The organism is Vibrio sp. SCSIO 43133, from assembly GCF_023716845.1.
GTDB classification, from domain to species: domain Bacteria; phylum Pseudomonadota; class Gammaproteobacteria; order Enterobacterales; family Vibrionaceae; genus Vibrio; species Vibrio mediterranei.
Genome location: NZ_CP068024.1, coordinates 423,199 through 441,793 on the forward strand (window position 1 = coordinate 423,199; position 18,595 = coordinate 441,793).

The following is an 18,595-nucleotide window of genomic DNA, read 5'->3' on the forward strand; positions in this document are numbered from 1 at the left end:
ACTTGCTTGTTACACTCGGCCGATATTAGTTGTAGATGGAGAATGGAATGTACTCTAGTGAAGAAAAAGCTCGAATTAAGTGGGCATGTCGTCGGGGTATGTTAGAACTGGACGTAGTGATTATGCCGTTCTTTGAGGAATGCTTTGACACTCTCAACGATCAAGAACAGAAAGACTTTGTCTCTCTGTTAGAGTGTGACGATCCAGATTTATTTACTTGGGTAATGGGCCATGGTCGTAGTGAAAACTTAGGACACGCCTCTATGGTTGATAAAATCGTTGCTCATAACCTCAGCAAGGTCCGCTAAGCTCTTTTCAAGTCATGCAGGTAAGGCTGCGCTCGATAATGCCTACCTGCAGATTCATCCCTCATGTCTCGCTGCGATTATTAATAGTTCACTTACTATTCTAGTATTGGCAACTTGCATCGCGTCGTCCGCCCCGCTTTTACTCACACTTTACGTCATCGCTATATTCGGTCGGACTTATTGGTTGCATCCTGCCTTAAATGGCCAATTAATCTTGAAGTCATCTTTGGTCACATTAAATAATACCGAGCTTAACTCCCCCCGTTACTTTCTTGCTTTTCGCTACTGGCTTATAGGAATTTATGATCAAGACAATGGCTGGCGCTTAATCTGGCGGGATAGTTGTGATGAGTCAGCGTATCGTCGTTTGATTTTGGTAATAAAAAAGCAGTCACATCAGTGACTGCTTCGATATCATGGTGACGAGATAGGTCCCCAGATCAGACCGTTGGAGCTTGGTCTTGAGGCGATAGTATCGTTGGTCCGCTATTTTCTAACATATCAGGGTAGTCGAGAGTATAGTGCAGTCCGCGACTTTCTTTACGCTGCATTGCGCATCTCACCATCAATTCGGCAACTTGCAGTAAGTTACGCAGTTCAAGTAAGTTATTCGACACTTTGAAATTGCTGTAGTACTCATGTGTTTCTTGTTGCAACATTTGAATACGACGAAGTGCTCGCTCTAGTCGCTTGTCTGTGCGTACGATACCCATGTAATCCCACATAAATAGGCGTAACTCGTGCCAATTATGTTGAATAATGACTTCTTCATCAGAACAGCTAACTTGGCTTTCATCCCAAGCTGGAAGACCATCAACCAGAGCTGCATCGTCGAATTTCTCTAGAATGTCATTGGCTGCAGCCCAAGCATAGACCACACATTCAAGTAGAGAGTTTGATGCCATACGGTTCGCACCGTGAAGTCCGGTATAACTTACTTCACCGATGGCGTACAACTGTTCAAGGTCTGTTTTACCAGACTTATCCACCATGACACCGCCGCAGGTATAGTGAGCGGCCGGAACGATTGGAATTGGCTCCTTCGTCATATCGATGCCAAGGTCTTGAAGGCGCATATGGATGGTTGGGAAGTGTTTAATAATAAACTCTTCAGGCTTATGGCTGATATCCAAATACATGCAATCTGCACCGAGACGCTTCATCTCGAAGTCGATAGCGCGAGCCACAACATCACGAGGAGCAAGTTCTTCACGCTCATCGAAATCGGGCATAAAACGCGTTCCATCAGGGCGTTTTAAGTAAGCGCCTTCGCCACGTAAAGCTTCCGTCAACAGGAAGTTTCGCGCGTCAGGGTGGAATAGACAAGTTGGGTGGAATTGGTTGAATTCTAAGTTAGCAACACGACAGCCTGAGCGCCAAGCCATAGCGATACCGTCACCAGAAGAGACATCAGGGTTAGATGTGTACTGATACACTTTTGATGCACCACCTGTGGCTAAGACAACAAACTTAGCGCGTACCGTTTCAACGTGCTCTTTATTGCGGTTCCAAATATAGGCGCCAACCACTTTGTCTTTATCACCGCCAACCTTGTCTTCAGTAATAAGGTCTAGTGCGTTGTAGCGTTCGAAGATTTCGATATTAGGATGGCTATTAACGTTATCTTGCAGAGTGGTTTGCATTGCCATGCCTGTGGCATCGGCGGCATGCAGAATCCTACGATGGCTATGACCACCTTCACGAGTCAGGTGATAACGAGGTTCTTCGTCTTTGGCGGTTTCTACTTGGTCAAAAGGAACACCACCATCGATTAACCATTGCACGCACTCTTTCGCATTTTCTGCGATAAACTGAACGGTGTCTTGTTCACAAAGCCCGGCTCCAGCGATATTGGTATCGTTAACGTGAGACTCGATGCTGTCTGTCTCATCGAATACCGCAGCAATGCCACCCTGGGCGTAGTAGGTCGCCCCTTCACTTCTTGGGCCTTTACTTAATACGATAACTTTAGCGCGTTCGGCGACTCGTAAAGCCAACGATAAACCTGCGGCGCCACTTCCTATGACTAAAACATCACAAAGATGCTCTCGGTTTGTGTTCATAATTACTTTAAAATCCTGACCTATCGTAGAGTAAAATCACTCTACCTAGATAAAAGTGCGCGATAGGAAGCTGCATAGACAGCTGGCGAAGGGCACTTGCATCAAGGATTACCTACCTGAGATAACACGTTGAAAAATCGATTGTGTTAAGGAGCTAAGTAATCCATTCTTGTAAATTGACAACATTGTAGTTGACGCCAAATCACATTGTGAATGATTAATGACAAAAAAACTGAGAAAGTTTTGAACTTTCCTATCTGCCTAGAGTCACAATAGTGCTCATGTTAGCGGTGGTGTCAAGACTACAATATGCATAATTAATACTCATATCTGTGAAGGTAAGGGTAATAACGAATAGGAGTGAACGCTCGCATGAACGAGCAGCCGACCGATCAGGTGTTGATTGAGCGCGTTCAAAGTGGAGATAAACAAGCATTTAACCTATTGGTTTTGCGCTATCAAAACAAGGTTTGCAATCTCATATCAAGATACGTGAGCAATTCGGGTGATGTAGCGGATATCGCCCAAGAAGCGTTTATAAAGGCGTATCGTGCGATCCCGACGTTTAGAGGTGAGAGTGCCTTCTATACTTGGTTGTATCGCATAGCAGTGAACACCGCAAAGAATCACATTGTGGCTCAGAGCCGTAGGCCGCCAGCCAGCGATGTTGATGCAGAAGATGCCGAATTTTTTGAAGCCGGTAACGCTTTGAAAGAAATTTCGAACCCAGAGAACTTAACGTTGTCGAATGAATTGAAGCGAACTGTTTTCGCTGCAATTGAAGCGTTACCTGAAGATTTGAAGACTGCAATGACGCTTCGAGAGCTTGATGGTTTGAGCTACGAAGAAATTGCAGAAGTAATGGATTGCCCAGTAGGAACGGTACGTTCGCGTATCTTCCGTGCTCGTGAAGCGGTAGAGAAGAAGATTAAGCCTCTTCTTCAACGCTAAAACTAGTTACAACTATGGTGAATATAATGGCTGACAAACAGAAGCTTTCAGCATTCATGGATGGAGACCTGATCGATGACGCGCTTATTGAAGCGTTGGAAAAAGATCAGGAGAGCAAAGAAACTTGGCATAATTATCATCTTATTGGTGATGTCATGCGTGGTGATGAGCCACAAAGTTTAGATTGGAATATTGCTGAAAGTGTGGCGTCTGCGCTCGAAAATGAGCCAGCGCATACGAGTGATATCGTAATGCCTATCGAGTCACAACCTACGCCTTCACAAGCGAAGCGCTTATTACCAGCTTGGATAACACAGTTTGGTCAAGTAGCGGTAGCGGCGTGTGTGTCTTTGGCAGTTATTTTAGGAGTACAGCAGTACTCTGGCCAAGATCCAGCACAGCCTGAAGCTGAGCAATTACCTGTTTTGCAGACTATTCCGTTTGCGGGCAGTGCTGAGCCAGTCAGCTTGACACGTGATTCGGTTGCAAAAAGCTCGAATGAAAGTGTCAACGTGCAAGAACAGCGTCGTCGTATCAACGCATTACTGCAAGATTACGAGTTACAGCTAAGACTAAACAGCGAAGATAATGCTTCGCACTCTGCTGATACAGAATCGGTAATTGAATGAAAAAATTTCTGACCAGTTCATTATTGCTGTTCAGTTTATTTGGTACCCAAGCCTTTGCAGAAGAAGAGTCTTCTGCGGAGGCTTTGTTGCATCAAATGAACGATGCCAGCCAGCAATTGAATTATGAACTGTCCTACATCCTTATCAAAAAGAACAGCATAGAGCCGTTACTTTACCGACACGCGAAAAGCGATACTCAACAATTAGCCCATCTTGTTTATCTAAGTGGTCCAGTAAGAGAAGTCATTCGACGTGGTAATGAAGTTAGTTACATCGAACCGGGTGTCGATCCGTTCACGATTGAATCTGGCAAGATGGTGGCCCCGTTGATGCCTTTACTCAACAGCGATGTAAAGCAGCTGAGTGAATACTATGATTACGTTCGAGTAGGCCGTGCGCGTGAAGCGGGAGCGCCGACACAAGTATTTAGAGTCGTTCCAAAAGATGGACTGCGTTACTCTTATGTATTGTGGGTGGATGAAAAGAGCAAGCTTCCGTTACGTGCTGATCTATTGGATCGTGACGGTGAAATTTTAGAGCAGTATCGTGTGATCTCATATGCGGTGAATGATCATATTGCCACAATGTTGAGCTCGCTTGATGACGTGCAGCTTCCGGCGGTTCTATCACTACCGAAAGGTAATATTGAGCAAACATTTTGGCATGTGGGTTGGGTTCCCAATGGTTTTCAACCTAAAGATCTTAATCGCTACCGTATGCTAGCAACTGAAGATGTGGTTGAGAGCCAAATGTTCACTGATGGTTTGTTCAGCTTTTCGGTCTATATCTCTGATCGTGATAGTAATTCTCTAAAAGGTCAGTTGATCCGCCAAGGCCGACGTACGGTTCATAGCATTGTTCTTAATGACAAACAAATTTCAGTCGTTGGTGATATCCCTCCTGCCACAGCGCAGCGTATTGCACAATCTGTTACACTTAACAAAGTAAATAAGGCAGATGAAGGCATTACCCCATGATGACCGCACTCGCGACGGTGACCTCGGTTGAACCCCAGGGTCACCAGTTCCACGTTGAACTAAGCTGTGATCAGCAAACCAGTTGTAGCTCCTGCCAGTCAAAGAGTAGTTGTGGAACTGGTATTGTTAGTAAAGCAGTGGGTAAGAAGCAACTTCATTGGCAGCTTGCTACGTCTAAACCTGTAAAGGCAGGCGATGTGGTTGAAATTGCGTTTCCGGAAAAGAGCTTACTTCAATCCGCAGCGTTGATTTACCTACTACCGCTACTGTTTTTGTTCATTGGAGCTATTGTGGGTCAATTGTGGTTAGCGCCATTATTAGGTGCTGGCGAGCTGGTGGTCATACTGACTTCTGCGTGTTTTGCTTTTATTGGCTTTAGGTTAGCCAAAAAGTGGGTTACCCCAATGGAGCGAGCTTCTTTCCAGCAAGTGAAGTTGGTCAGAGTGCTTGGTGAGTCGATTCTCTAGCCCATTGTCTAAATAAGGTGCGAACCGCATCGAAATTGGGTAGAATCTGCCAACTTAATTGAAATGCGCGTTTTTTCCGCATTTTCTATTCCTTTTTGTTTAAGAGTTTAGCTACATCAAATCTATGAAGCACATTCGTAACTTTTCGATTATCGCCCACATCGACCATGGTAAATCAACCTTGTCGGACCGTTTGATCCAGGTTTGCGGCGGCTTAAGCGACCGTGAAATGGCGGCCCAGGTTCTTGATTCTATGGACCTAGAGCGTGAGCGCGGTATTACCATCAAAGCTCAGAGTGTTACTCTGGATTACACGGCGAAAGATGGGGAAACCTATCAGCTAAACTTTATCGATACTCCAGGGCACGTAGACTTCTCGTATGAAGTATCTCGTTCTCTAGCGGCTTGTGAAGGTGCGCTTCTTGTTGTTGATGCGGGCCAGGGTGTGGAAGCACAAACACTGGCGAACTGCTACACAGCCATTGAAATGGAGCTGGAAGTTGTTCCAGTATTGAACAAAATCGACTTACCAGCTGCGGAACCAGAGCGTGTAGCTGAAGAGATCGAAGAAATTGTTGGTATCGACGCAATGGAAGCAGTGCGTTGTTCAGCAAAAACAGGCCTTGGTGTTGACGATGTTCTAGAAGAAATCGTCAAAGCGATTCCTGCGCCAGAAGGCGATCCAGAAGCGCCACTTCAAGCACTGATTATTGACTCTTGGTTCGATAACTACCTTGGCGTAGTTTCTTTGGTTCGTATTAAAAACGGTAAACTGAAGAAAAACGACAAGATCAAAGTGATGAGTACTGGTCAAGTTTGGGGTGTAGACCGTTTAGGTATCTTCACACCAAAACAGATTGATACGACAGAGCTCAACACCGGTGAAGTAGGCTGGGTTGTTTGTGGTATTAAAGACATTTTAGGTGCGCCAGTTGGTGATACGCTGACTACCGCGAAAAACGGTTGTGAACAAGCGTTACCTGGTTTCCAAAAAGTGAAACCACAGGTTTATGCAGGTCTGTTCCCAGTCTCCTCTGACGATTATGAGAACTTCCGTGATGCACTTGGTAAGCTAAGTCTAAACGACGCATCTCTATTCTACGAGCCAGAGAGCTCTGCAGCACTTGGTTTTGGTTTCCGTTGTGGCTTCTTGGGTATGCTTCACATGGAAATCATCCAAGAACGTCTAGAGCGTGAATACGATCTGGATCTGATTACAACAGCTCCAACCGTAGTCTACGAAGTAGAGAAAACCGACGGTTCACTTCACTACGTGGATAGCCCAGCTAAGCTACCTGCTACCAATGATATTGAAGAGATTCGTGAGCCAATCGCACGCTGTAATATCTTAGTGCCGTCGGACTACCTAGGTAACGTGATTACATTATGCGTTGAGAAACGTGGTACTCAGGTTGATATGGTTTATCACGGAAACCAAGTTGCGGTGACTTACGATATTCCGATGGCAGAAGTGGTATTGGACTTCTTTGACCGTCTAAAATCAACGTCTCGTGGTTATGCATCACTGGACTACAACTTCCAACGTTTTGAAGCGTCAAACATGGTACGTGTTGACGTGTTGCTGAACGGTGACACAGTTGATGCATTGGCGATCATCACTCACAAAGACCAATCACAAAGTCGTGGTCGTCAGCTAGTTGAGAAGATGAAAGAGTTTATCCCTCGTCAGATGTTTGATATTGCGATTCAAGCGGCAATTGGTAACCACATCATCGCGCGCTCTACCGTTAAGCAGCTACGTAAAAACGTAATTGCAAAGTGTTACGGTGGTGACGTGAGTCGTAAGAAGAAGCTGTTGAAGAAACAGAAAGAAGGTAAGAAACGTATGAAGCAGATCGGTAACGTCGAGCTGCCACAAGAAGCGTTCCTTGCAATTCTGCACGTTGGCAAAGACTAATTCTTTGTTTTACGACGACATAATTTAAGTTTGAAGTGAAAGTGCCGTTGTGGTGCTTTCACTTTCGTTATTTTTATAGATACGAAAATTAAGGGAATGAAATGGCAAATACCTTCTCATTGATCCTCGTCATCGTGACGTTAGTGACAGGTGTCGTTTGGGTGCTGGATAAGCTCGTATTGAGAAAAAAACGTGAGCAAAAGCTCGCGGATATCCAAGCTCAAGCTACCCAAATCGATGAAGCAACCGCAAACAAAGCTGTTGCCCCATCATGGTTTGTTGAGAACAGTGTTTCTATTTTCCCTGTTATCGCCTTTGTTTTGGTATTGCGTTCATTCATTTATGAACCATTCCAAATTCCATCTGGTTCGATGATGCCTACGCTTTTGGTTGGCGACTTCATCTTGGTTGAGAAATATGCTTATGGTCTAAAAGATCCAGTATGGCGTACTCAGCTAGTTGAAACCGGTAAACCAGAGCGTGGCGATATTGTGGTATTTAAATACCCACCTCAGCCAAGCATCGACTACATCAAGCGTGTTGTTGGCTTACCAGGTGATACTGTTCGATATAGCGCGCGTAAGGATATTTGCATCCAAACCAAAGGTACATCGACGTGTAAACCGGTGAAGCTATCCAATGTGGAAGATAGCCCATTTGTACAAAATGGTATCCCTCTGATTCAGATGGACGAAAAGCTGGGTAAAGTGGAACACCAAATCTTGGTTAACCCTTTGCGTCGTGACCGTGTTGACCAGTATCAACCACGTAACGGTGTGAATGAATGGGTGGTTCCAGAAGGCCATTACTTTGTAATGGGTGACAACCGCGATAACAGTGCTGACAGCCGCTACTGGGGATTTGTGCCAGAAGGTAACTTAGTGGGCAAAGCTGTTGGTATCTGGATTAGTTTTGAATTTGAACGTGGCGCAGATAGCATTCTGCCTACATGGATCCCAACCGGTGTAAGATTTAATCGCATCGGTGGAATAGACTGAACGAGAGAGCATGAATTCTTCTATTGAACGATTAGAAAAAAAGCTCGGCTATCATTTCAATGATAGCGAGCTGCTCATGTTGGCGCTGACTCACCGTAGCGCCAATGGTAACCATAATGAACGACTAGAATTTCTGGGCGATTCAATTTTAAGTTTTGTCATCGCTGACGATCTTTATCACCGCTTTCCTAAAGTGAATGAAGGGGATATGAGTCGAATGCGTGCCACCTTAGTGAGAGGGAATACTCTGGCTGAACTAGGGCGCGAGTTTGTCTTGGGAGATTACTTAAAATTAGGTCCAGGCGAATTGAAGAGCGGTGGTTTCCGTCGTGACTCAATTTTAGCGGATGCCGTTGAAGCGATCATTGGCGCGATTTATCTCGACAGCGATGTAGAGATGGTTCGTAAAATTGTATTGAGCTGGTATATGACTCGCTTAGAAGCAATTAAGCCAGGTGTTTCCCAAAAAGATCCAAAAACTCGCTTGCAAGAGTTCTTACAAGGTCGAAGAAAACCACTACCAGTCTATACAGTGACTAATATTAAAGGGGAAGCGCATAACCAAGAGTTTACCGTTTCCTGTGAAGTGGCAGGTGTGGATGAACCTGTTATCGGTCGAGGCACCAGTCGCCGCAAGGCAGAGCAAGCGGCTGCGGAACTGGCTTTAGAGAAAGTGACCAATGTCTGATAAACCTGAGTCTGAACAAGAATTCGATATTGATGCATACTTTGCATCATCTGGCGAAGCGACAACCAGCGCAGAAAACCAACACTGTGGTTTTGTTGCGATTGTTGGTCGTCCAAATGTAGGTAAATCAACGCTGCTAAATCATATTTTAGGGCAAAAGATTTCCATCACATCGCGTAAACCGCAAACTACTCGTCACCGTATTATGGGTGTCGATACCGATGGGGATTACCAAGCGATTTATGTGGATACGCCAGGGCTACATATTGAAGAGAAGCGAGCGATTAACCGTTTGATGAATCGTGCAGCTAATAGCTCATTGAGTGATGTGAACCTAGTGTTATTCCTAGTTGATGGCACTCACTGGACTGACGATGACGAAATGGTGCTTAATAAGCTGCGTAAGTCAGACTTCCCAGTCATCCTTTGTATGAACAAAGTCGATAACGTGAAAGATCGTAACGACGTAATGCTGCATATGCATGAGCTGTCGAAGAAGATGGACTTCGTGGATGTAGTGCCTATTTCTGCCAAACATGGTAAGAACACAGATGTGCTTCGTAAGCATGTACGCGAACATCTACCTGAAGCGGTACATCATTTCCCTGAAGAGTATGTCACGGACCGTTCTCAGCGTTTCATGGCGTCAGAAATCCTGCGTGAGAAACTCATGCGTTTTACGGGTGATGAACTGCCTTATTCAGTGACGGTTGAGATTGAGCGTTTTGATTACAACCCAGACACTGATGGCTTCCATATCAATGCTTTGATTCTTGTTGAGCGTAACGGCCAGAAGAAAATGGTTATTGGTAAAGGCGGCGAAAAGATCAAGACGATTGGTCGTGAGGCTCGTCTAGATATGGAAGAGCTGTTCGATCGTAAGGTTTACCTTGAGACTTGGGTAAAAGTGAAATCGGGCTGGGCTGATGATGAGCGTGCTCTGCGTTCATTGGGCTATATCGACGATATCGAAAACAAATAATACTATTAGGTAGCGAGGACGCTGAGCGTCCTGCTCCGAGACCTTAGACAAGATATAGTTATGGATGGATTACAACGCTGTTTTGTTTTGCATCGAAGACCCTACAGTGAGTCGAGTCTTATTCTTGACGTATTCAGTGAAGAGTATGGTCGAGTTACGCTTTTGTCTAAAGGTGCTAGAAGTAAGCGCTCCAACCTTAAAGGGGCGCTGCAACCTTTTACCCCTCTCCTGTTAAAATGGTCCGGCGGCGGTTCCATGAAGACCCTTCGTCAAGCTGAAGCCATCAGCCTTGGGTTACCTTTATCTGGTATCAACCTTTACTCAGCTATGTATGTGAACGAACTCATTGCCCGTGTTCTCGCCAGTGAAATCCCGTTTCCCGCTTTATTTCATGACTATCTTCAAGCTTTAACAGAACTGGCTCACAATACCAATCCTGAGCCCGCTTTACGGCGATTTGAACTCGCTCTCCTTTCTGCAATGGGATACGGTGTAGACTTCCTTCACTGTGCCGGAACAGGTGAACCTATTGAGCCAACGATGACTTATCGTTATCGAGAGCAGAAGGGGTTCATTGCCAGTGTGCGTAAAGACAATCTCACCTTTCTCGGTGAGGAATTGATTGCCATCAGTGAGCGTCGTTTTAACAGTAAAACACAGTTACAAGCGGCAAAACGCTTTACACGCATAGCATTAAAGCCGTATCTTGGCGGGAAACCATTAAAAAGCAGGGAGTTGTTTCTTCCGAGACTGAAACAGCTCTGACCATGGAGTAAACATCGATGAGTTCTATCCTTTTAGGTATCAATATTGACCATATCGCTACGCTACGTAATGCGCGCGGTACTAAGTATCCAGATCCAGTTCATGCAGCAGAAATTGCAGAGCGTGCTGGCGCTGACGGTATTACTATTCACCTTCGTGAAGACCGTCGCCACATCTTAGATCGTGATGTACGCATTTTGCGCGAAACACTACAGACTCGTATGAACCTAGAGATGGCGGTCACCGATGAGATGATCGATATTGCCCTAAAAACTCAACCTGAGTTTGTTTGCTTAGTACCTGAAAAACGTGAAGAGCTGACGACCGAGGGTGGGTTAGATGTAAAAGGTCAGCTTGAAAAAATCAAAGCGGCAACTGAGAAGTTGTCTGCAGCAGGCATTAAAGTGTCGCTATTTATTGATGCCGATCGTGAGCAGATTGATGCCGCTAAAGCAGCTGGTGCCCCATTCATTGAACTGCATACTGGTCATTATGCGGATGCAGAAACTGAAGAAGATCAGCAAGACGAGCTGAAAAAAATCGCGGCAGGCGCAAGCTACGCTGCAGATATCGGCATCACAGTGAATGCTGGTCATGGTTTGACTTACCACAACGTCGCACCTATTGCGGCATTACCTGAGATTTATGAATTAAACATTGGTCACTCTATCATTGGCCGCGCGGTATTCGATGGCCTACATAAAGCCGTTGCAGATATGAAAGCGGTCATGGAATCGGCTCGTCGAGGTTAATGAATCGTGGCAATTCAAGGTCTAGGTACCGATATCGCAGAAATAGAACGTGTTGAGAAAGCCTTAGCGCGTTCAGGCGAGGCGTTTGCGCAGCGTATTTTGACCGATAATGAGCTGGTTCAGTTTCAGCAATTGAAACAGCAAGGTCGCTTTCTTGCTAAGCGCTTTGCTGTAAAAGAGGCGGCATCAAAGGCATTGGGGACCGGGATTGCTCATGGTGTGACTTTCCAAGATTTTGAAGTCTCTAATGACGAAAACGGCAAGCCAATACTCACCCTGACAAAAAAAGCCGCAGAAATTGCGGCTTCAATGGGTGTGACGTCCAATCATTTGTCTATCTCTGACGAGCGTCACTACGCTGTCGCTACCGTCATCTTCGAAAGCTAAACGATAGAACCTAACCTAGTCGTTAGGTTCTCTATTTCCCTTCAAGTAAAGCTCAGACGTTTTTAGCACTTTTTCCATTTCATCTTGCAGTTCAAAGAGCTCTGGCTCGATATCTTCTAAGCTGTCGCCAGCGCACAAGGCTTTCTCTATGGTCGCGCAGATAGATTTAAGTCTCGGTACGCCGCAATAAGAGCAACTGCCATGCAATTTGTGGATTAGATGGATAACCTGTTCCTTATCATCGAAATCAGTGTCCAACACTTGCTCTGAAAGTGCATACACTTCAGGGATAAAGTCGACTAACATTTGCAGCATATCGACGGCTAAGTCTTCTTTGTTAGCGGCTTGTTTGAGTGCCGCTCCCCAATCGATCACCAAATTAGTTTCCGTTTCCGCTTTAGGCTGAATGCTTGGCTCATCAGATGTTATGTCCACTTCATTTGGAGCAACGAAATCTAAGCTGGCATCAGTGTCATGATTGCGAACTGGTACCCATTTGTTGAGTACTTGCAACAACATTTTTTCATCGATAGGTTTGGTGAGGTAATCGTCCATTCCTTCAGATAAAAGTCGGTCTCGTTCACCCGTCATTGCGTGGGCAGTGACGGCGACGACAGGCGTCTGACTGTTCTGCTGGGTCTCTTTAATTAATTTGCAGGCAGTAACCCCATCCATATGAGGCATTTGAATGTCCATAAATACCATATCAAAGTGCTGCTCTTGGGCTTTCTCAACCGATACTTGGCCGTTGGTGCAAGAGACCACGCTCTCAACACGCTCCGACAATAATGCTGTAATGAGCTTGAGGTTGGCAGGGTTATCATCCACTGCCATTACGGTGAGTGCGCGCTTCTCGGTAGACTCAACTTCCATAACAGGTGCGAGTATTGCTGGCTGTTTTTCCACTAACGATTGCAGTAACTTCTTACGTGATAATGGTTTGGTTAAGCACTGTACTTGATGGGTTTGCATCAAGTAGTCAGATAGGGCGAGCTGGGTGCTGGCAGTACCGATGATGATGTTTGATGTAGCTTCCTGACAACGGGTGATCCAACTTTCAATCACCGTCAATGGCACTTCTTCATTGGTAGGCAAACACAAAATGATGTAGTCGAACGCTTCCACTTTATCTGGCAACGTTGAGCGATAGGTCACCATAACCCCTTCATTAGTAAGGGTCTGTTGTAATACCGATGCCGCTTGCATATTTGGTTCAATCAGTAGTAGTCGCTTGTTATGGATGACCGCAGGATCGATAAGGTCGATCATTGGAATATCTGTAGAGTTCAGTTTAACCGTAAACCAGAATGTTGAACCTTGGTGCAGGCGACTGGTTAAGCTAATTTCACCGCCCATTTGTCCAACTAGCTTTTGGGTAATAACCAAACCAAGTCCAGTACCGCCATAACGTCGAGAGATACTGGCGTCCGCTTGACTGAAGGCTTGGAATAACTGCGCTTGTTGTCGCTCTGAGATACCGATACCGGTATCGCGAACCATAAACTGCAGCTCAACACGGTCTTCTTTCTGAGATTTGAGTTCAACGCTGATATCAATGTTGCCACGCTCAGTAAACTTGATGGAGTTACCCACAAGGTTGGTCAAAATCTGTTGAATACGAAGTGGGTCACCAACAAGGCCGCTTGGAATTTTTGAGTCAACTTTTAAGGTTAGTTCCAAGCCTTTTTCATGGGCACTGGTTGCTTGAAGGGCGACAACTTCCTCAAGACTGTCTTGGAATTCAAATGGAATATTCTCAAGTGCCAGTTTACCAGCTTCGAGTTTGGAGAAGTCTAAAATGTCATTGATGATGTTAAGCAGGTTATTTGCCGATTTCTCAATGGTCTGTAGATAGTCTGTTTGACTGTTGGTCAGCTGAGTTTTCAGCATCTGACGAGTAAAACCAATTACACCATTAAGTGGGGTTCTTAGCTCATGAGACATGTTAGCAAGGAACTCTGACTTCACTCGTGCCGCTTCTTGCGCACGCTTTTTGGCGATATCCAATTCAACGTTTTGAATTTCAAGCTGTTCTAATGTCTCACGTAGATCGGACGTTGCTTGGTCGATACTGTGCTGCATTTCCACATGATATTCGGACAGCGAGACTGCCATGGCATTGATACCATTTTTCAACGAGTCCAGCTCGCCGTGCATTTTGCCTTCGATACGAACATCCAAGTGACCACGACGAATACGGTCTACCATGTTTTTCATGTGAGAAATTGGACGCGTCACATCGTACATCAAACGGTAGGCAAAGATTCCCGATAGGATAAGACCAAGAACAAGGACTAGAATCGCAGAGAAGACTTCCTGATATTGTTGTAAACGCAGTGAAGAAAGGTCGAGCTCTACGGCGATATAACCGAGCGTCTTATTGGTTGAGGTCAATTCTCGCGTATCTGATACCAGCTGACTTTCAGCTAGAATAGGGGCTCTCAAAATTAACGTATTGTCGTGAATTTCGTAGGAGCTTAAAAAAGGAATCGGCTGATCTTTCGGGTAGGTTAACGTATCAAAGTTGGGATGAAAGTTTGAGGTTACAAACAGCTCATGAGAAGCATCGAATACCGCAATACTGCGAACGAATTTAGAATTCTTACGGTGGGCGTAACTAATCAGGCGTCTAACCGATTCACGACTTTGGTTGATAAGACCTTGTTCACTGGCAATCGCCAGCGGTTCAATAATGCTAGAGCCGGCGTTAAGTACTTGTGATTCTAGGTCGTGGTAGCGATTGTAAGAGAAGAAGGCACTCAAAAGGAGACCGATAATTAAGGTCGGTGCCAAAGTCAATGTGATTACGCGAGCGCGCAGGCCGTATCTTGTCATTTTAATTCGAAGTCATTATTTGCCAACAGAGTTACATCTGCTGGGTGGATATGGGACAATAGCCAGTATTGCATCCTCAAGATGACGTAAGCTTAATCAAAGCAGCGCTGTTCGACAATCATTCAAATAAAGAATAGTGAAACTCTAACAAATTTTTATCGAAGCAGCGCATTACGCTCTGCTCACTGGGTACAGTAATGGCACGTTTTTTTAAACCAACAAAGAAAACTTCATTCTCAAAAAAGCACCAAGAGGTGAACATTGAACGCATGGACCATCATGGTGCAGGTATTGGTTACTTAAATAACAAACCGGTATTTGTTGAAGGTGCGCTCACAGATGAGAAGGTGTTGGTGCAGTTAACGGAAAGCAAAGCAAAGTTTGCTAAGGCTACCTTGATCAAAGTGCTAGAAGCTTCTGAGCAACGCGTGAAGCCATTTTGTCCTCATTACCATGAGTGTGGCGGCTGCAATCAGCAGCATGTAGAACGTCAGCAGCAGATTGAAAACAAACAAGTAGCCTTATCACAATTGATGAATAAGTTAGCGGGCCAATCCGTGCCGTTAGCTTCTTCTATTACCGGAGAAGGTCTTGGTTATCGCCGTCGTGCTCGCTTAAGTATTCACCTCGATAAGCAGCGCAACTTAGTCATGGGGTTTCGCCGTAAGCAGAGCAATCACATTGTTGAGATTGACCACTGTCCGGTATTGAATGCGCAATTAAACGCATTGATACCGCCATTACGAGACATATTCGCAGGCTTTAAACAGCAACAGTCACTTGGCCACCTTGAATTGGTCATGGGTGATAATGGACCTGTGGTTGTTGTTAGGCACATCAAACCTTTGACTAATCACGATCAAAAACACTTGGTCGATTTTGCTGACAGTCAGGCACTCACGCTTTACCTGATGCCAGAGTCAGGGCAGTTACAACTAATAACGGGTGAACAGCCTTATTATTCGGAAGTAGGGGTTGAATTACCCTTCCTGCCGACACACTTTATTCAAGTGAACCGCGAGATAAATAGCAAAATGGTCGCTCAAGCACTGGAGTGGCTAGCGCCTAAATCCAGTGACAATGTACTCGATCTTTTTTGCGGCTTGGGTAACTTCACTTTACCTTTGGCGAAACTATGTCAACGTGTCGTAGGTGTTGAAGGTATTCAAGATATGGTGGATTGGGCGCAGCAAAATGCCGCGCTTAATCACCTAACGAATGTTGAATTTTATCAAGCAAATCTCGAGCAAGATCTCTCTGAGATGTCATGGGCAAAACAACAGTTTGATAAAATCCTGCTTGACCCTGCCAGAGCAGGCGCAAGCGGCGTGATAGATCAAGTTTCTGCACTAGGAGCAACGCGAGTGCTTTATGTTTCTTGCAATCCTGCTACCCTTGCCAGAGATACTCAAAGCTTGATTGAGCAGGGCTATAAGTTGGTTCGATTGGGTATGATGGATATGTTCCCTCACACCAGTCATCTAGAATCCATGGCGCTGTTTGAGAAGTAGCTGAATTAAAATGAGAACAAGCTAACTGGGATAGGTTAGTTAACCAATAAAACTAGGAAGAAAAAAGAAATGGTTGCGGTAAGAAGCGCGCATTTGAACCCTAACGAACAGTTCGAGCTAGACAAATGGATTGCTTCTCTAAAGCAAGACAAGAACACCTCGAAAAGGCTTAAAGAAGTTTACCGTCAGTGCGAAGATATTGTCGCTGGCAGTGAACAGGGGTCCTTGTTGTTGTGGCGCGGCAGAGAGATGATTGAGATCCTCATTACCCTTTCGATGGATAAAGCCACGCTGGTGGCTGCTCAGTTGTACCCTGTTGTTTCTAGTGGCATCTACGATAGAGAGCAGCTAGAAGAAAACTATGGCAAAGAAACCATTAAGCTGATTGATGGTGTCGAAGAGATGGCGGCTATTGGTCAACTTAACGTGACGCTAGAAGGCTCAGAGGCGTCGGGTCAAGTCGATAATGTCCGCAGAATGTTGCTGGCGATGGTGGATGATTTCCGTTGTGTGGTCATCAAGCTGGCTGAGCGTATTTGTAACCTTCGTGAAGTCAAAGATGAGTCTGACGAAGTTCGCCGAGCCGCCGCTAAAGAATGCGCCAACATATATGCTCCTCTTGCCAACCGTTTAGGGATTGGTCAGCTAAAATGGGAAATCGAAGATTACGCTTTCCGTTATCAGCAACCAGATACTTATAAACAGATTGCTAAACAATTGTCTGAGCGCCGCATTGTTCGTGAGCAATATATCAAAGACTTTGTGGATGATTTGACGGCTGAAATGAAGGTGTCGAACATCCTTGCTGAAGTCAGTGGTCGCCCTAAGCATATCTACAGCATTTGGCGAAAAATGCAGAAGAAAAGCCTCGATTTTGATGAGCTTTTTGACGTGCGCGCTGTACGCATCATCGCTGAGCGACTGCAAGATTGTTATGCGGCACTCGGTGTTGTTCACACCAAATACAAGCACCTTCCTAGTGAATTTGATGACTATGTGGCGAACCCTAAGCCCAATGGTTATCAGTCTATTCATACCGTTATTCTTGGTCCTGAAGGTAAAACGATAGAGATCCAAATCCGAACTAAGCAAATGCATGAGGATTCGGAGCTAGGTGTTGCTGCACACTGGAAATACAAAGAAGGTGCTAGTGGCGGCCGCAGCGGATACGACGAGAAAATTACCTGGTTGCGTAAGCTACTGGATTGGCAGGAAGAGATGTCAGACTCTGGCGAAATGCTGGATGAACTTCGTAGCCAAGTATTTGATGACCGTGTGTATGCCTTTACGCCTCGTGGCGATGTGGTTGATTTGCCTATGGGGGCAACACCACTGGATTTTGCTTACCACATTCACTCCGAAGTGGGACACCGCTGTATCGGTGCCAAAGTGGCAGGTCGCATTGTTCCATTTACTCATAAGCTATCTATGGGTGATCAGGTTGAGATCATTACTGCCAAAGAGCCAAACCCGTCTCGTGACTGGTTAAACCCATCGCTTGGCTTTGTTCACTCTGGTCGTGCGCGCGCCAAAATTAACGCTTGGTTTAGAAAGCAAAGTCGTGAGAAGAACTTAGAAGCTGGCCGTGAAATTCTTGAAGATGAATTAGCCAAAATCGGTGCAACGATCAAAGACGCTGAACAATATGCCTTGAAGCGTTTTAACGTTAACACTCCAGATGAGCTGTATGTTGGTATTGGTAGTGGTGATTTACGAATAAACCAAATCATTAATCACATCAACGCATTGGTTAATAAGCCAACGGCCGAAGAAGAAGATCAACAAGCGCTTGAGAAACTTCAAGAGTCAGAAGGCAAAGCGCCAGCTCAAAGCCGACCGCATAAAGACGCAGTTGTCGTGGAAGGTGTCGATAACTTGATGACGCATTTGGCACGCTGCTGTCAGCCAATTCCGGGCGATCAAATCAAAGGTTATATTACTCAAGGTCGTGGTATTTCGGTTCACCGAGCTGATTGTGAGCAGCTAGAAGAACTCAGCCATCATGCACCAGAGCGTATTATTGATACCGTTTGGGGTAGTGGCTTTGTTGGCTCTTATATTTTGACTATTCGCGTTGAAGCTATGGAACGTGGCGGATTACTAAAAGACATCACCACACTGCTTACTAACGAAAAGATCAAAGTGACCACTATGAAGAGTCGCAGTGATTACAAGCGTCAGTTATCGATTATGGATTTTGATCTAGAGCTGACGAATATCGAGGTGCTGTCACGCGTGACTAAGCGTATTGAACAAATTAAAGACGTCATGAGTGTGAAGCGCTTGGGTTAAGCAAGACTCAAGTGAGCGTTATACTGACGTAATCACATCATGTTGAACAATAATAAAAGGTTGGTTTTCCAA

Annotated in this window: 16 protein-coding genes; 14 read left to right on the top strand and 2 right to left on the bottom strand. The window is 45.2% G+C overall.

Annotated elements, in window-relative coordinates; genetic code table 11:
* Positions 1–47 precede the first annotated feature (47 nt).
* Positions 48–308 (top strand): FAD assembly factor SdhE, encoded by a 261-nt coding sequence (locus JKJ11_RS02250; RefSeq protein ID WP_006075514.1) that lies wholly within the window; start codon positions 48–50, stop codon positions 306–308.
* Between the two features lie 440 nt (positions 309–748).
* Here JKJ11_RS02250 and nadB read toward each other — a convergent pair whose 3' ends face one another.
* Entirely contained in the window at positions 749–2,371 is a 1,623-nt protein-coding gene (nadB, locus tag JKJ11_RS02255; protein WP_006075515.1) for an L-aspartate oxidase, read from the bottom strand.
* A 372-nt stretch (positions 2,372–2,743) separates the two neighbouring features.
* On the opposite strand from nadB, the gene rpoE reads away from it, so the two are divergent.
* The 11 genes from rpoE to acpS all read left to right on the top strand — a co-directional run bounded on the left by rpoE (position 2,744) and on the right by acpS (position 11,885).
* The gene (gene rpoE, locus JKJ11_RS02260; protein WP_038228970.1) at positions 2,744–3,322 is read left to right on the top strand and encodes an RNA polymerase sigma factor RpoE; all 579 of its coding nucleotides are present in this window, start codon (positions 2,744–2,746) and stop codon (positions 3,320–3,322) included.
* A 26-nt stretch (positions 3,323–3,348) separates the two neighbouring features.
* Positions 3,349–3,951, top strand: a complete 603-nt coding sequence (locus JKJ11_RS02265; RefSeq protein WP_038228972.1) for an RseA family anti-sigma factor — start codon at positions 3,349–3,351, stop codon at positions 3,949–3,951.
* Entirely contained in the window at positions 3,948–4,928 is a 981-nt protein-coding gene (gene rseB / locus JKJ11_RS02270; RefSeq protein WP_006075274.1) for a sigma-E factor regulatory protein RseB, read from the top strand. Before JKJ11_RS02265 ends, rseB begins: the two co-directional genes overlap by 4 nt.
* Positions 4,925–5,395: a SoxR reducing system RseC family protein gene (locus JKJ11_RS02275; RefSeq protein WP_252038689.1), complete on the top strand. Its 471-nt coding sequence runs from the start codon at positions 4,925–4,927 to the stop codon at positions 5,393–5,395. Before rseB ends, JKJ11_RS02275 begins: the two co-directional genes overlap by 4 nt.
* A gap of 124 nt (positions 5,396–5,519) precedes the next feature.
* The gene (gene lepA, locus JKJ11_RS02280; protein WP_006075276.1) at positions 5,520–7,313 is read left to right on the top strand and encodes a translation elongation factor 4; all 1,794 of its coding nucleotides are present in this window, start codon (positions 5,520–5,522) and stop codon (positions 7,311–7,313) included.
* Between the two features lie 101 nt (positions 7,314–7,414).
* On the top strand, positions 7,415–8,311 hold the full coding sequence (gene lepB / locus JKJ11_RS02285) for a signal peptidase I (protein ID WP_031493910.1): 897 nt from the start codon (positions 7,415–7,417) through the stop codon (positions 8,309–8,311).
* A 10-nt stretch (positions 8,312–8,321) separates the two neighbouring features.
* A complete protein-coding gene (rnc, locus tag JKJ11_RS02290; RefSeq protein ID WP_006075278.1) occupies positions 8,322–8,999 on the top strand; it encodes a ribonuclease III in 678 nt (225 codons plus the stop codon).
* Positions 8,992–9,981 carry a GTPase Era gene (gene era / locus JKJ11_RS02295; RefSeq protein ID WP_006075279.1) on the top strand — a complete coding sequence of 330 codons (990 nt, stop codon included), beginning with the start codon at positions 8,992–8,994 and terminating at the stop codon, positions 9,979–9,981. The genes rnc and era overlap by 8 nt, the downstream gene beginning before the upstream one ends.
* 60 nt (positions 9,982–10,041) lie before the next feature.
* A complete protein-coding gene (gene recO / locus JKJ11_RS02300; protein ID WP_006075280.1) occupies positions 10,042–10,746 on the top strand; it encodes a DNA repair protein RecO in 705 nt (234 codons plus the stop codon).
* A 17-nt stretch (positions 10,747–10,763) separates the two neighbouring features.
* Complete coding sequence (pdxJ, locus tag JKJ11_RS02305) at positions 10,764–11,498, top strand: pyridoxine 5'-phosphate synthase (RefSeq protein WP_006075281.1); 735 nt, start codon at positions 10,764–10,766, stop codon at positions 11,496–11,498.
* Positions 11,499–11,504: 6 nt separating this feature from the next.
* A complete protein-coding gene (gene acpS / locus JKJ11_RS02310; protein ID WP_006075282.1) occupies positions 11,505–11,885 on the top strand; it encodes a holo-ACP synthase in 381 nt (126 codons plus the stop codon).
* Between the two features lie 15 nt (positions 11,886–11,900).
* Here the strand turns inward: acpS and barA are convergent, their stop codons facing one another.
* Positions 11,901–14,720, bottom strand: a complete 2,820-nt coding sequence (gene barA / locus JKJ11_RS02315) for a two-component sensor histidine kinase BarA (protein ID WP_252038690.1) — start codon at positions 14,718–14,720, stop codon at positions 11,901–11,903.
* 197 nt (positions 14,721–14,917) lie between these two features.
* Here barA and rlmD point away from each other — a divergent pair, with 197 nt between their 5' ends.
* Entirely contained in the window at positions 14,918–16,231 is a 1,314-nt protein-coding gene (gene rlmD, locus JKJ11_RS02320; RefSeq protein ID WP_252038691.1) for a 23S rRNA (uracil(1939)-C(5))-methyltransferase RlmD, read from the top strand.
* 69 nt (positions 16,232–16,300) lie between these two features.
* Positions 16,301–18,523, top strand: a complete 2,223-nt coding sequence (gene relA, locus JKJ11_RS02325) for a GTP diphosphokinase (RefSeq protein ID WP_252038692.1) — start codon at positions 16,301–16,303, stop codon at positions 18,521–18,523.
* Positions 18,524–18,595 lie beyond the last annotated feature (72 nt).

Bases quoted from the DNA above. Each gene is read 5' to 3' on its own strand.
- JKJ11_RS02265 (WP_038228972.1), top strand. From the start codon at position 3,349: ATGGCTGACAAACAGAAGCTTTCAGCATTCATGGATGGAGACCTGATC.
- recO (WP_006075280.1), top strand. From the start codon at position 10,042: ATGGATGGATTACAACGCTGTTTTGTTTTGCATCGAAGACCCTACAGT.
- relA (WP_252038692.1), top strand. From the start codon at position 16,301: ATGGTTGCGGTAAGAAGCGCGCATTTGAACCCTAACGAACAGTTCGAG.
- JKJ11_RS02250 (WP_006075514.1), top strand. From the start codon at position 48: ATGTACTCTAGTGAAGAAAAAGCTCGAATTAAGTGGGCATGTCGTCGG.
- JKJ11_RS02275 (WP_252038689.1), top strand. From the start codon at position 4,925: ATGATGACCGCACTCGCGACGGTGACCTCGGTTGAACCCCAGGGTCAC.
- nadB (WP_006075515.1), bottom strand. From the start codon at position 2,371: ATGAACACAAACCGAGAGCATCTTTGTGATGTTTTAGTCATAGGAAGT.
- rseB (WP_006075274.1), top strand. From the start codon at position 3,948: ATGAAAAAATTTCTGACCAGTTCATTATTGCTGTTCAGTTTATTTGGT.
- rpoE (WP_038228970.1), top strand. From the start codon at position 2,744: ATGAACGAGCAGCCGACCGATCAGGTGTTGATTGAGCGCGTTCAAAGT.
- lepA (WP_006075276.1), top strand. From the start codon at position 5,520: ATGAAGCACATTCGTAACTTTTCGATTATCGCCCACATCGACCATGGT.
- lepB (WP_031493910.1), top strand. From the start codon at position 7,415: ATGGCAAATACCTTCTCATTGATCCTCGTCATCGTGACGTTAGTGACA.
- pdxJ (WP_006075281.1), top strand. From the start codon at position 10,764: ATGAGTTCTATCCTTTTAGGTATCAATATTGACCATATCGCTACGCTA.
- rlmD (WP_252038691.1), top strand. From the start codon at position 14,918: ATGGCACGTTTTTTTAAACCAACAAAGAAAACTTCATTCTCAAAAAAG.
- rnc (WP_006075278.1), top strand. From the start codon at position 8,322: ATGAATTCTTCTATTGAACGATTAGAAAAAAAGCTCGGCTATCATTTC.
- barA (WP_252038690.1), bottom strand. From the start codon at position 14,720: ATGACAAGATACGGCCTGCGCGCTCGCGTAATCACATTGACTTTGGCA.
- era (WP_006075279.1), top strand. From the start codon at position 8,992: ATGTCTGATAAACCTGAGTCTGAACAAGAATTCGATATTGATGCATAC.